Source organism: Gemmiger formicilis, assembly GCF_024462815.1.
Taxonomy (GTDB): domain Bacteria; phylum Bacillota; class Clostridia; order Oscillospirales; family Ruminococcaceae; genus Gemmiger.
Genome location: NZ_JANGCG010000005.1, coordinates 98,211 through 111,451, shown reverse-complemented (window position 1 = coordinate 111,451; position 13,241 = coordinate 98,211). Strand labels below are relative to the sequence as shown.

Annotated in this window: 14 protein-coding genes; 10 read left to right on the top strand and 4 right to left on the bottom strand. The window is 59.5% G+C overall.

Translation table 11 applies throughout. From position 1 onward, the window contains the following. Positions 1-129: 129 nt before the first annotated feature. Together NE623_RS06310 and NE623_RS06305 are read left to right on the top strand one after the other, a co-directional pair. Positions 130-687: a TIGR01440 family protein gene (locus tag NE623_RS06310; protein WP_256271892.1), complete on the top strand. Its 558-nt coding sequence runs from the start codon at positions 130-132 to the stop codon at positions 685-687. Beyond that, on the top strand, positions 684-1,412 hold the full coding sequence (locus NE623_RS06305) for a YggS family pyridoxal phosphate-dependent enzyme (protein ID WP_256271893.1): 729 nt from the start codon (positions 684-686) through the stop codon (positions 1,410-1,412). The genes NE623_RS06310 and NE623_RS06305 overlap by 4 nt, the downstream gene beginning before the upstream one ends. Positions 1,413-1,449: 37 nt before the next feature. On the opposite strand, the gene NE623_RS06300 is transcribed toward NE623_RS06305, so the two are convergent. After that, positions 1,450-2,310, bottom strand: a complete 861-nt coding sequence (locus tag NE623_RS06300; protein ID WP_256271894.1) for an AraC family transcriptional regulator — start codon at positions 2,308-2,310, stop codon at positions 1,450-1,452. A 123-nt stretch (positions 2,311-2,433) separates the two neighbouring features. On the opposite strand from NE623_RS06300, the gene NE623_RS06295 reads away from it, so the two are divergent. The 3 genes from NE623_RS06295 to NE623_RS06285 all read left to right on the top strand — a co-directional run bounded on the left by NE623_RS06295 (position 2,434) and on the right by NE623_RS06285 (position 8,493). After that, the gene (locus NE623_RS06295) at positions 2,434-4,695 is read left to right on the top strand and encodes a glycogen/starch/alpha-glucan phosphorylase (RefSeq protein ID WP_256271895.1); all 2,262 of its coding nucleotides are present in this window, start codon (positions 2,434-2,436) and stop codon (positions 4,693-4,695) included. Positions 4,696-4,984: 289 nt separating this feature from the next. After that, positions 4,985-6,916 carry a type I pullulanase gene (gene pulA, locus NE623_RS06290; protein ID WP_256271896.1) on the top strand — a complete coding sequence of 644 codons (1,932 nt, stop codon included), beginning with the start codon at positions 4,985-4,987 and terminating at the stop codon, positions 6,914-6,916. Between the two features lie 221 nt (positions 6,917-7,137). After that, positions 7,138-8,493: a citrate/2-methylcitrate synthase gene (locus tag NE623_RS06285; protein WP_256271898.1), complete on the top strand. Its 1,356-nt coding sequence runs from the start codon at positions 7,138-7,140 to the stop codon at positions 8,491-8,493. Positions 8,494-8,530: 37 nt separating this feature from the next. On the opposite strand, the gene NE623_RS06280 is transcribed toward NE623_RS06285, so the two are convergent. The 3 genes from NE623_RS06280 to rbr all read right to left on the bottom strand — a co-directional run bounded on the left by NE623_RS06280 (position 8,531) and on the right by rbr (position 10,639). After that, the gene (locus NE623_RS06280; protein ID WP_256271899.1) at positions 8,531-9,532 is read right to left on the bottom strand and encodes a hypothetical protein; all 1,002 of its coding nucleotides are present in this window, start codon (positions 9,530-9,532) and stop codon (positions 8,531-8,533) included. Continuing rightward, positions 9,522-10,007 carry an RNA polymerase sigma factor gene (locus NE623_RS06275; protein ID WP_256271900.1) on the bottom strand — a complete coding sequence of 162 codons (486 nt, stop codon included), beginning with the start codon at positions 10,005-10,007 and terminating at the stop codon, positions 9,522-9,524. Before NE623_RS06275 ends, NE623_RS06280 begins: the two co-directional genes overlap by 11 nt. An 89-nt stretch (positions 10,008-10,096) precedes the next feature. Then, on the bottom strand, positions 10,097-10,639 hold the full coding sequence (gene rbr / locus NE623_RS06270; protein WP_256271902.1) for a rubrerythrin: 543 nt from the start codon (positions 10,637-10,639) through the stop codon (positions 10,097-10,099). A 188-nt stretch (positions 10,640-10,827) separates the two neighbouring features. Between rbr and NE623_RS06265 the strand changes: the two genes are divergently transcribed. The 5 genes from NE623_RS06265 (at position 10,828) to NE623_RS06245 (ending at position 13,239) form a co-directional block, all read left to right on the top strand. Then, positions 10,828-11,202, top strand: coding sequence for a Fur family transcriptional regulator (locus tag NE623_RS06265; protein ID WP_256271903.1), 375 nt, complete (start codon positions 10,828-10,830; stop codon positions 11,200-11,202). Next, positions 11,192-11,329: a hypothetical protein gene (locus tag NE623_RS06260; RefSeq protein WP_256271904.1), complete on the top strand. Its 138-nt coding sequence runs from the start codon at positions 11,192-11,194 to the stop codon at positions 11,327-11,329. The genes NE623_RS06265 and NE623_RS06260 overlap by 11 nt, the downstream gene beginning before the upstream one ends. Before the next feature lie 190 nt (positions 11,330-11,519). Further along, positions 11,520-12,113 (top strand): DUF3793 family protein, encoded by a 594-nt coding sequence (locus NE623_RS06255; RefSeq protein ID WP_256271905.1) that lies wholly within the window; start codon positions 11,520-11,522, stop codon positions 12,111-12,113. Positions 12,114-12,150: 37 nt separating this feature from the next. Beyond that, on the top strand, positions 12,151-12,579 hold the full coding sequence (locus NE623_RS06250) for a flavodoxin (RefSeq protein ID WP_256271906.1): 429 nt from the start codon (positions 12,151-12,153) through the stop codon (positions 12,577-12,579). A gap of 285 nt (positions 12,580-12,864) precedes the next feature. Next, the gene (locus NE623_RS06245; RefSeq protein WP_256271907.1) at positions 12,865-13,239 is read left to right on the top strand and encodes a cation transporter; all 375 of its coding nucleotides are present in this window, start codon (positions 12,865-12,867) and stop codon (positions 13,237-13,239) included. The last annotated feature ends 2 nt before the right edge of the window (positions 13,240-13,241 follow it).

Sequence of the window (13,241 nt, the reverse complement as noted above, 5' to 3'; positions counted from 1 at the left end):
GTTTTGTGCAGTGCTCTGCCACCCGATTTTTCGGGTGGTATTTCTATTTTATCAGATACATCGACATTTTGCAATACTGTTTGACAAGTTTGACACCCCTGCTATAATAGAACCAAGGGGGCTTAGTATATGGATTATGCAAAACTTACCGCACAGGCACAGCAGGCAACGGAAGAGCTGCTGCAGGCTGCGCACCTGGAAACAGGGGATATTTTTGTGGTCGGCTGCTCCAGCAGTGAGATTATGGGCGGGCACATCGGCAAGGATTCCAGCATGGAGGCTGCCGCCGCCGTGCTGGCGGGCGTAATGCCGCCGCTGCAGGAACAGGGCATCTATCTGGCCGCGCAGTGCTGCGAGCATCTGAACCGCGCCATTGTGCTGGAGCGTGAGGTTGCCAAGGCCTACGGCTACCAGATTGTCTCGGCCATTCCGCAGCCCCATGCAGGCGGCAGCTGGGCCACAAACTGCTGGCGCGCCTTCAATGACCCGGTTCTGGTGGAGGAGATTCAGGCTGCCGCGGGCATGGATATCGGCGGCACGCTCATTGGTATGCACCTACGCCGCGTGGCCGTGCCGGTGCGGCTGTCCATCGACCACATCGGGCAGGCTATTCTGCTCTGCGCCCGCACCCGTCCGCCGTTCATCGGCGGTTCCCGCGCTGTTTACAGTCAGGAGGAAGTGCGATGATTCCCGAAGCACAACAGCAGCAGATGGCCGAGGCCGTTGCCCACATCCGCGAAACGATGGCCGCCGCCGCAAAGGCCGCGGGCCGTGACCCCGCCGAGATAAAGCTCTGCGCCGCCTGCAAGACCCGCACCGTGGAAGAAGTGCGCTTCAGCGCCGATTTGCCGATTGACCTCTTCGGTGAAAACCACGTGCAGGAGCTGGTCGAAAAGACCGATGCCGGGGCGTACAACGGCAAGCCGGGGCACTTCATCGGGCATCTGCAGACTAACAAGGTAAACAAAGTGGTAGGCCGTGCCGCGCTGATTCAGAGCGTGGACAGCATGCGGCTGCTGGATAAGATTGATGCTGCTGCAGCAAGGCTCGGCCTTATGCAGGACATTCTGGTGGAAATCAACATCGGCGAGGAGGCCAGCAAGAGCGGCGTGGATGCAGACAGTCTGTTTCCGCTGCTCGAGGCTGCCGCTGCCAGGGAGCATCTGCGGCTGCGCGGCCTGATGGCCATTCCGCCCGCCGATGCCGACGATACCGAGACCCGCCGCTTTTTTGCACAGATGCGGGAGCTGCTGGCCAAGGCCAATGCCCAGCACTATGACCGGGCGCAGATGGACATTCTCTCGATGGGTATGAGCCACGATTATGCCGCTGCCATTGCGGAGGGTGCGACTATCGTCCGCGTGGGCACCGCCATTTACGGTGCGCGGGATTACAGCAAAAAGAATATCTGACAGCGTAAAAGCCCGGGGCGTCCCGGGCTTTTACGTTTTACTTTCTCGCACGGTACTCTCTCGGCGTCATACCGTAGCGCTTTTTGAAAAGGCGGTTAAAATAGGAAAGATTCTCAAATCCACATTGCTCGGCAACCGCCAGCACAGTGTCACTGCTGCCGCGCAGGGCATCGGCGGCGGCGTTCAGCCGGTGCTCGTTCAGATATTCAGTAAAGCCCTGCCCGGTCATTTTCTTGAACCACCGCATAAAATGGCTTGGGCTGCACCCGCAGGCGGCGGCCGCATCGGTCATGTGCAGTTCGTTTGCATACTGCTCGTTGATCAGCTGCACCACGATTTTCAGGCGGCGGGTGTCGGGGGTATCGGCGGGGGGCAGGTCTCCGTCACGGCCCACCAGCGAAGCCAGAAAGAGAAGCAGTTCTCCCTTGATGCAGAGTTCATAGCCCACATCCTGCAGGCGGTTGAATTCCTCCGCCGCGTGCAGGCAGCGCACCGCCCACGTGTAGCCCCAATCATCCGGCGTCAGACGTGGAGGCAGGGCCAGACGCCCACTTTGCAGGGGCAGCAGATATTTTTCGGCGCAGACATCCCCCGCGCCGCCCAGCAGCTCCAGATCAAAAATGATATTTTCGTACTCCATCACCTCGCCGGGCTGCTGGCGCAGCGCGTGCAGCACACCGGGGGCAAAAATGTAGATCTCGCCCGCCTCGGCCGTGTAGCTGGTCAGCCCAGCCTGCACGATTCCGCGTCCTTTTTTGACAAACACCAGCTCCATACTGTCCTGCCAGTGCAGCGCCACCTGTGGAAAATCCTTCGGAATCGTGCAGGGATAGATATTGAACGGAAACCACGCAGCACCGTGCTGCTTTGTTTCGCGCAAGTTTTCCTCTTTCGGCATCGTTTTCACCTCATTTGCTAGTATTGTACCATAATTCAGCGCATTTCTGCAAGCATAATGCGCGTTTTGTGTGGTATAAACTAGGTGTAGTCAAACAAAGCTACCAAATGGAGGGATGCTCTTATGAATATGACCACCGTACTGGAAGCCAGAACCGGCAAACCGCTGACCGGCTGCACCAATCAGGAAATCTACCTTGCCCTGCTGGACCTTGTCCGGGAGCAGAGCGCTGCCCGCGTCAAGCCTGTCACAGGCCGCAAGCTCTACTATATCAGCGCCGAGTTCCTCATCGGCAAGCTGCTGTCCAATAACCTCATCAATCTGGGGCTCTATGACGATGTCCGCACGGCGCTGGCCGCCGCGGGCAAGAGCCTGTCCGACATTGAGGAGGTCGAGCCGGAGCCGAGCCTCGGCAACGGCGGTCTGGGCCGTCTGGCTGCCTGCTTTCTGGACTCTCTTGCCACGCTGAACCTGCCTGGTGACGGCGTGGGCCTGCGGTACCACTTCGGCCTGTTCCACCAGTCCTTTGAGGGCGGCGTGCAGAACGAGTTGCCCGACCCGTGGCTGACCGCCCACTCCTGGGCAGAAAAGACCGACACCGTCTACCCGGTGGAGCTGGCCGGCAAGACCTACAACGCCCGCCTGTATAAGCTGGCTGTCACCGGCTATGAGGGCCGCACCAATACGCTGAACCTCTTTGACCTTGACACGATTGATGAGACAATCGTCCATGACGGCATCACCTTCGACAAGACCGCCATTGACAAGAACCTGACGCTGTTCCTCTACCCGGATGACTCCGATGAGGCAGGCCGCCGTCTGCGCATCTACCAGCAGTATCTGATGGTCTCCGCCGGTGCTCAGCTGATTCTGGCCGAGTGCGCCGCCCGCGGCTGCAACTACCATGACCTGGCCGACTATGCCGCCATCCAGATCAATGACACCCACCCCAGCATGGTCATTCCCGAGCTGATCCGCCTGCTGGGCGAGAAGGGCATTGCCTTTGAGGAGGCCGTGGAAATCGTCACCAAGACTTGTGCCTACACCAACCACACGATTCTGGCCGAGGCGCTGGAGAAGTGGCCCCGCGCCTATCTGGATGCCGTTGTCCCGCAGCTGATGCCTATTATTGAGCAGCTGGACACGCTGGCCCGCAGCCGCACCGCGGACGAGAGCCTTGCCATCATTGACAAGGACAACCGCGTGCATATGGCGCATATGGATATCCACTTCACCCATTCCACCAACGGCGTGGCCTACCTCCATACCGAGATTCTGAAGAATTCCGAGCTGCACGGCTTCTATGAGCTGTACCCCGAAAAATTCAACAATAAGACAAATGGCATTACCTTCCGCCGCTGGCTGCTGGAGTGCGACCCCGCGCTGACCGCCGAGATTGAAAAGCTCATCGGCACCGGCTTCCGCAAGGATGCCACCGAGCTGGAAAAGCTGCTGCCCTATGCTGAAAACGTCGATGTCCTGCAGGAGTTTTCCGCCGTCAAGGCGCAGAACAAGCAGGCTCTGGCCGATTGGCTGCAGCACACGCAGGGCGTTACGGTTGACCCCGCCGCCATGTTCGACATTCAGTCCAAGCGCCTGCATGAGTACAAGCGCCAGCAGCTGAATCTGCTCTACCTCATCCACCAGTATTACGAAATCAAGGCCGGGCATCTGCCCGCCACGCCGCTGGTCAGCATCTTCGGTGCCAAGGCTGCCCCGGCGTACACGATTGCCAAGGACATCATCCACGCGTTGCTGACCCTGTCCAAGGTCATTGCCGCCGACCCGGTTGTCTCCAAGTATCTGCAGGTTGTCTTTGTGGAGAACTACAACGTCACCGCTGCCGAGAAGCTCATCCCGGCCTGCGATTTGTCCGAGCAGATTTCCCTAGCCTCCAAGGAAGCGTCCGGCACCGGCAATATGAAGTTCATGCTGAACGGTGCGCTGACGCTGGGCACGATGGACGGCGCCAACGTGGAAATCAGCCAGCAGGTCGGTAATGACAACATCTATATCTTCGGCCAGACGTCCGACCAGGTCATCCACCGCTACTCTATGGGCGATTACAACGCTGCGCAGTGGGTGGAAGGCGACCCCAACATCCGCCGTGCGGTTGACTTCCTGGTCAGCCCCGAGATGCTGGCAGCAGGCCGCGAGGAAAACCTGCGCCGCCTGCATGACGAGCTGGTCTTGAAGGACTGGTTCCAGACGCTGCCGGACTTCAACGCCTATGTGGTGCGCAAGGGTCAGGCCCTGAGCGACTACGCCTGCGACCCGCTGGGCTGGCGCAAAAAGTGCATTATCAACATTGCCAAGGCCGGTATGTTCAGCAGCGACCGCACGATTGCGGAGTATGACAAGGACATCTGGCATTTAGGGGAGTAAGGGCGTTTACCCCACCGATCTCGGTTGTTTCCCGCAAGCGGCATCTGCCGATTAGCCTTCCCCCTCCGGGGAAAGCTGTCACCGAAGGTGACTGACGAGGGCGAATCTTCCCATTAACTCTATCTGCCGGGCGGAGCAGAGCCCCGCCCCTACGGATTTTTCTGCGTCCCTTTGCGGGGGCGCAGTTTTTGTTTCGTTTTTATTTTCTGCTTGAAACGTTTCCCTTGCAAACCGCCTGCTTACCTGTTACAATATTTTTTAAGGATTATATAGTAAGGAGCGATTACCCATGAACTGGCATCAGGCCTGTGAGCTGCCCTATTACCACGGCAGTGACCTCGGCGCAAACCCTTCGGCGGAGGAGACCACCTTCAAGCTGTGGGCTCCCACTGCCTGCGGGGTCGTGCTCTGCCTGTATGCCACCGGCACCGATACCGAGCCCGGTGCCAAAGAGCTGGGCGTGCATGAAATGCGCCGCGGCGGGGACGGTGTCTGGGCCATTGCGCTGCCCGGCAATCTGCACGGTGTCTACTATATCTACCGCATCTATTTCCCGGACGGACGCGTGCATGAGGTGGTCGACCCCTACGCACGCTCTGCCGGGGCCAACGGCGCGCGCGGCATGGTGGTGGACCTGACCAAGGCCGCCCCGGAGGGCTGGGCGCAGGACAGGCGCCCTGATATCCCGGCCCACGCCCGCAGCGTATGGGAGGTGCACGTGGCGGACTTTTCCGCCGATGAGCACAGCGGTGTGCGCCCCGAATGGCGCGGCAAGTTTATGGGCTTCACCCCGGCGGACACCACACTGGACGGCGATGGGCAACACCCGACCTGCCTGAATTACCTGAAAAATCTGGGCGTCAGCCATGTGCAGCTGCAGCCCATCTATGACTATGCCACGGTGGACGAGTCCCGGCCGGACGGCGGCTACAACTGGGGCTATGACCCGCAGAACTACAACGTCCCCGAGGGCAGCTTTGCCACGGACGCCTTCCACGGCGAGGTGCGCGTCAGAGAGTGCCGCGCCATGGTGGCCGCCCTGCACCGCGCAGGGTTGGGCGTGGTGATGGACGTGGTCTACAACCACACCTACCATGGAGAGAGCAACCTGGAACGCACCGTGCCCGGTTACTGGAACCGCCGCTGGCCCAACGGTATGACGACCAACGGCTCCGGCTGCGGCTGTGACCTTGCCAGCGAGCGCCCGATGGTGCGCAAGTACATTGTAGAATCCGTGCTGTACTGGGCCACCACCTACCACATTGATGGTTTCCGCTTTGATTTGATGGCGCTGGAGGATGTGGACACAATGAACGCCATCCGCGCCGCGCTGGACAGTCTGCCCGGCGGCGAGAGCATCCTGATGTACGGCGAGCCGTGGATGGGCGGCAGCACCAACGTGGAAGGCGGCGCACGCCCCGCCGACAAGCGTGCGCTTGACGCGCTGAGTGACCGCATCGGCTTTTTCTGCGATGATACGCGGGACTGCATCAAGGGCAATGTCTTTGACGCGGCCAACGCGGGCTATGTCAACGGCGCACCGCAGCACGGCTATGATGTGCTGCACTCCATCAGCGCATGGCGCAGCGGCGCCCACGGCTTCTGGCCCAAAAAGGCCGGGCAGGTGGTGCAGTATGTCTCCGCCCATGACAACTACACCCTGTGGGACAAACTGGCCGCCGTGGCCCGCCGCACCGACTATGACGAGCCGGACGCCGATTTGTTGGCACAGAACCGTATGACCGCGGGCATCTACCTGACCTGTCAGGGTCTGCCTTTCATGCAGGCAGGCGAGGAGTGGGGCCGCACCAAATACGGCGAACACAACAGCTACAAGGGACCGCTTTCCACCAACCAGCTTGACTGGACCCGCGCCCACCGGCCGGAGTTTGCCGCGCTGACGGCGTTCTACCGCGGTATGCTGGCCATCCGCCGCGCTTATCCGCGCCTCAGCGGTGCAGTATGGGAGCCCGAGCCGTTCATTCTGGCGCTGCCCGGGTGGCTCATCGGCTTTGTGCCGGAGAATGACGGCAACGCCGCCGCGGGGCAGCTGGCTGTCTATTACAACCCCGAGCGCACCCGCCAGTGGGCCAGCCTTCCGGCAGGCACGTGGCGCAAGCTCTCTGACGGCGTCCACGCCGACGCTGCCCCCTTTGGGCCCTGTTTCCGCGATGCGCTGGAGCTGGCGCCCACCAGCGTAACCGTGCTGGTGGCGGACTGAAAAATAACACGCAGTAGGGGCGGGGTGATTCCACCCGCCGAAGCCCCGCGGCCGTATGCCGTCCGCACGCAGTCTCCTTTGTTTACAGAAAGTTTGTTTGACAGAGTGTTCATTCTTCCTGTATAATAGGTCTTATACGTTATACGATTTGTAGAAAACCCCTCAGGTGCCACAAAGTGTTTACCGTTCACGGACAGAAAAGGGAAAGGGAGGCCATCATTATGAGCGATTACGCGGCCATTGAAAAGGAAGCACGCATTTTTACCGAGGAATGTGTCACCAACAACCGGATTGACCCGGCGCTGTTTGCCCAGTATGACATCAAGCGCGGTCTGCGCGATAAAAACGGCAACGGCGTACTGGCGGGCATCACCAATATTTCTCGCATTGACGCCTTTGAAATGCGCGATGGCAAAAAGGTTCCCTGTGAGGGCAAGCTCTGGTACCGCGGCTACAACGTCTATGACCTCATCTGCGGCCTGCGCGGCAAGCGCTACGCCTTTGAGGGTGCGGCTTATCTTCTGCTTCTGGGCGATTTGCCCAACGCCGAGCAGTTGAACAGTTTCAACAGCTGTTTGGCAAAATGCCGCGACCTGCCGACCAATTTTGTGCGTGATGTCATTATGAAGGCCCCCAGCCATGACCTGATGAACTCGCTGACCCGCAGCGTGCTGACGCTGGCCAGCTATGATGATGACATCGGCAAGACCGACCTGCAGACCCAGCTGGAGCAGTGCATCAAGCTCATCAGCGTCTTCCCGATGCTGGCGGTCTACGGCTACCACGCCTACAATTATTATGAGTGCGGCGGCAGTATGTACATTCACCGCCCCGACCCGAACCTTTCCACGGCGGAAAATCTGCTGAAAATGCTGCGCCCCGACCAGAAATACACCGAGCTGGAAGCCCACGCGCTGGACATTGCCCTGCTGCTGCACATGGAGCACGGCGGCGGCAACAACTCCACTTTTACCACCCGCGTGGTCACCTCCTCCGGGTCAGACACCTACTCAGTCATTGCGGCGGCGCTTTCCAGCTTGAAGGGCCCCAAGCACGGCGGTGCCAACATCAAGGTTATGCAGATGATGGATGACATCCGCGCCCACGTTGCCGACCCGCTGGACGAGGAGGCCATGGCCGACTATCTGGGCCGCATTGTGGACCGGCAGGCCTTCGACCAGAAGGGTTTGATTTACGGCATGGGCCATGCGGTCTACTCCTTGAGTGACCCACGTGCCGTGGTGTTCAAGAGCTTTGTCCACCAGCTGGCCGATGCCAAGGGCCGCAGCCGCGACTTTGAGTATTACAACACGATTGAGCGCCTGGCCCCCAAGGTCATTGCCGAGAAGCGCCACATCTACAAGGGCGTTTCCACCAACGTGGACTTCTACTCCGGTTTTGTGTATGATATGCTGGGCATCCCGGTCGAGCTCTACACGCCGATTTTCGCCGTAGCACGTATTGTCGGCTGGTCCGCCCACCGCATGGAGGAGCTTGTCAACGTGGACAAGATCATCCGCCCCGCCTACCAGAGCATTATGCAGACAAGAGAATATGTGCCTTTGGAAGAGCGCTGAAAAATGGGTATGCACCAAACCGGTGCATACCCATTTTTTAGGTAAATCCGTCCAGAACCGTCCGCAGTTCGACCAATATTTCCTCCTGCGTTCTGGCCCACACATCCCCGCTGGGCAGGCACTGTACCTTGTACAAAATGCCGTCCTGTTCGAAATAGGCCGCGGACTGCACCCACAGCAGGGAGGTCGGGTTGCTGGTGCAGTGGGGGATCAGGGCCGTGTTTCCGTTTGCCATGGGGTAGCTTTCACACGTCCACGTAAGCCCGGCCCTCTCGCTTTCAAAGACAGCGGCGGCTGTTTCGCTCGGTGCATCGCCCAGATAGGCCACGGCCATCATCTCAACCCGGTATCCGTCCAGCTGCTTGCCAAAATGCAGATACACCTTGTCCGGCAGTTCTCCGCGCCCGATGGGGATGAGCGCCGCCGCATAGTCGGCATCGGATGCGACCACCTCCGTTTTCTCACCGGCGGCGGATTCCGACTGCACTGTGTTGTACCGCCGTACAGACACATCCTCATCGTATTTGCCCGCATCCAGCAGCGGGTTCTGTGCCAGCGGCAGGCCGGTGGCCGCGGTCAGCTCTGCCCAGCTGTCATAGCCGCGGGCCGCTTTTGCATAGACGGCACGGCTGTCCTTGTTGTCCAGATGCAGCCGCCCATTTATCACCACGCTGCCCGGCAGGGTTCCGTCTGCCGCCGTTTCTCCCTTATGGTTGGCAGCCATACCCGCCAGCAAATCACTGTCCAGCGTAAAATACTGCCGTTCGTAGGTGATTGCATAACCGGTGTTGGCCTGCGGGGCGAAGGCCGGACGCGGGTTTTCGCGCAGGTTCGTAAATTCTGCGGTTCCCACCAGCACACCGGCGGCAATCAGCAGCGGTGCAACAAGGCAGAGTGCCGGGCGCAGCCACCGCGCCCGCTGCGCGGCACGGCCTGTGGGCAGCCCTTGCGCCACAGCGGGCCACAAATCAACCTCAGCCGGGTGCAGCCCGGCAGTCAGCTTTTCCTGCAAAAATACTTCATCGCGGTCATACGTCATCTGATTCACCCTCCTTCAAGCGTTCGGCCAGCTGCTTTTTGGCGCGGTTATAGCGTGTGCGCAGATAGCCTGCGGGTCTTGTGTGTATCTGTGCCAGCGTTTTGTAGTCCAGCCCATCCAGCACACGCTCCAACACCAGCGCCCTGTCAAGCGGCTTCAATGTGTCCAGCGCGCTGCGCAGCTCCTCACTGATACCGGGGTCCTGCTCCAACGGCTCCGGGGTGGGGTAGGCCGCAGCCCGCCGCGCCGCCCGCAGCATATCCAGCGCGGTGCGGTAGGCAATGCGGTACAGCCACGCACGCTCGTTGTCCGTTCCGTCGCGGCGCAGGGTGTGGCGGTTCTGCCACGCCTTGATAAAGGTCTGCTGTACCGCGTCCTGTGCGTCCGCCTCACTGCCCAGCAGGCCGGTGCAATAGCGCAGCAATGCCGCCGTATGGGTATGTACCAGCTTTTCTAAATCCTGTTCCGTCTGCATCGGCTTGACCTCCTTTCACCCTTATAACGCCGCAGGCCGCGGAAATGTATCAAAAAAAGGGCCCCGAAGGGCCCCTTGCAGGGAAAATATCAGTAGTTATTGCTCTTGAGCTCAAAATAGCTCTGGGGATGCGCGCAGACGGGGCATTTGACGGGGGCGTGCTGGCCGATATAGACAAACCCGCAGTTGCGGCACTGCCAGACCTGCTCGCTCTCGCGGGCGTAGACCTTGCCGGCCTCAATGTTGGCGGCCAGTGCCTTGTAGCGTTCCTCATGGTCCTTCTCAATGGCGGCCACCATCGTGAACAGCGCGGCAATCTGGTTGAAGCCTTCCTCCTTGGCCTCGGCGGCCATACGCGGATACATCGAGGTGTGCTCCTCGTTCTCACCCGCGGCAGCCATCTTCAAGCAGGTCAGGGTGTCGGGAATCTCGCCGTTCTCCATGAGAAGCTTGAACCAGATTTTGGCGTGCTCCTTCTCGTTGTTGGCGGTCTCGGTGAAGATGGCACTGATCTGCTCGTAGCCTTCCTTCTTGGCCTTGGACGCAAAGTAGGTGTACTTGTTGCGGGCCTGACTCTCGCCTGCGAAAGCCTCCCACAGATTCTTTTCGGTCTTGCTGCCTCTGAGCTCCATATCGAATACCTCCGTTTAAAAATTAGGAATGTGTCTTGCTTTTCCCCCATTATAGCACCCCTGCCACGGTTGTCAAGTACAATTTGGGGAAGGATTCTTGTATATTTTGCCTACGAGGTTGACAAGTCGCGCTTTGATGCTATAATAAAAATAAGATGTGTTCTTAAATTTAGTAAGGAGGTCTGCCTATGACCCGCCAGCGTGCCCTTATACTTGACATTATGCGCGAGAAATGCCCGGAGCATATGACCGCGGACGAAATCTTCAGCCATGCCCGGCAGGCCATGCCGCACATTGCCCGCGGCACCGTCTACCGCAACCTGAAACTGATGGAGCTGGACGGCGAAATCGGCCATCTGGAAATGCCCGACGGCCCCGACCGCTACGATGCCAACCCCACGCCCCACGGCCATCTGCTGTGTGAGGGCTGCGGCGATTTAGCCGATTTACCGGTGGTGGGGCTGGTGCGCGACATTGAATCGGCCATCGGCACCGAGGTGCTCGGCTACACGCTGACCATCCGTTACCTCTGCCCCAAGTGCCGCGCCAAAAATGCGCAGTAAGGAGCCCTATGGCCAGCCGGGTAAACAGAGCAGCCCCGCCTTTACCGCGCTGAACAGCCTGTTTTTGCGGCCTGACACCCTGACCGCAAACCGGCGGGCAAAGGATATGGTGCCCTGCCGCGTGTGAATTTATTCTGGCATCCCCTTGACAAGCGCCGTCCAGCATGATATAGTATTATCGTTAGTTATAGCTAACCGCAGCAAATCCCCGTTTTGGACCCATAACCCGCACAGTGTGGTTCTCTCCCCGCGCTGTGCGGTTTTATGGGACCGTAGGTTAGCATATTCTAACCATTGTAAAAGCAAGGAGTCAGTTCATGCAGGAACAAACGCACATCAACCGCAGCCCACGCAGCTTTGCCTGTGATTTGGCCACACTGTGTGCCCCTACGCTGGCGGGGCTCAAGCCCGCAAGCCTTTTCCGTTACCAGCCCGCACCGGGGCAGGATGCCGCCGCAATGGCCGCCGCATGGGACGCCGCACTCTCGCCCCGCGGGGTGGCGGTGCGCATCCTCAAGCAGTGCCCCCGCACCGGCGCTGTGCTCGTCTATGTATATCGCCCGGCGCGGGTCGCCACACTATTGGCAGACTCCGGCGCACTGGCGTTTCTGGCAGGGGAGGGCTACACCCCCGGCGATGCCGATACCCTGCTGGGCCAGCTGTCGGCGCGGCTTTGCTGTGATGCGGATTTCCCGCATGAGATTGGCGTTTTTCTCGGCTATCCGCTGGCGGATGTCATCGGTTTTATCCGCAACCGCGGCAAAAACTTTACGGCCTGCGGCTATTGGAAGGTCTACACCGACCCCGCCGCGGCGCAGGCCGAGTTTGACCGTTACAAAAAGTGCGAGCGCATCTATGCGCGCTGCTATTACAACGGCACCTCAATCAGACGGCTGACCGTAGCCGCCTGATGATGCACCATAAATACAATCAAAGGAGTAGTTACGTATGAGCAAGATTGCAGTTATCTATTGGAGCGGCACCGGCAACACCGAGGCTATGGCTGATTTGGTTGCCACCGCAGCCTCGGCCGCCGGTGCTGCGGTGGATAAGCTCACCGCCGCAGAATTCAACGTTGCCACGGCCGGGGACTACACTGGCTTTGCACTGGGTTGCCCCGCCATGGGCGCCGAGCAGCTTGAGGAAAGCGAGTTTGAGCCGATGTACCAGAGCCTGCGCGGCGCGCTGAGTGGCAAGCCGGTCGGACTGTTCGGCTCCTATGGCTGGGGCGATGGCGAATGGCTCCGCACCTGGGCCGAGGATGCCGAAGCTGCCGGGGCCCGCATGGTGGTTGAGCCCATAATGGCCAACGGTGCCCCCGACGGCGATGCCGAGACCGCCTGCGCCGCCATGGGCACCGCGCTTGCCAACACCTGATTTTTCCAGATTTCTCCATATCCATCCATACCGGGAGGGGCGGCAGCGCCCCTCCTTTTTTGCGTTTATACGGTTTTTTTGCTTGCCAAACTGTTTTGTTTCCGACCCTCCGTAGCAGCCTTGCCGCCCTATGCCGTTTATGGCCAATCTGTAGGGAGAGGTCTTGACCCCTCCGCAGCTTCCCCTCATCCGCCCCACTCACCAAAAAGGTACCACTTGACAAACGGCCGGAAAGTTAGTATATTCTAAGTCGAATTAGAAAATACTAACCCGGAGGTTTTGTATATGGCAAACGTCATTATTGTTTTACTGCTTCTGGCCGTGGTCTGCTACGGCATTTACAGTTTTGTACATCATCTGCGCCACGGCGGCGGTTGTTGCGGCGAGCATGAGGCCCCGGCCAAAAAAATCAAGGCTGCTGACGCCAACAAAAGCCACTACCCCCACCGCCTGATTATGGGCGTGGACGGCATGACCTGCCAGAACTGCCAGCGCCATGTGGAAAACGCCCTGAACACCTTGCCGGACACACTGGCCGAGGTCAATCTGAGCGCCCAGAATGTCACCATCTGGACCAAGGCCGACGCCGACGAGGATGCTCTGCGCAAGGCCATCCGCGACGCGGGCTATCTTCCCCTGCGCACCACAGAAAAGGTGTAATC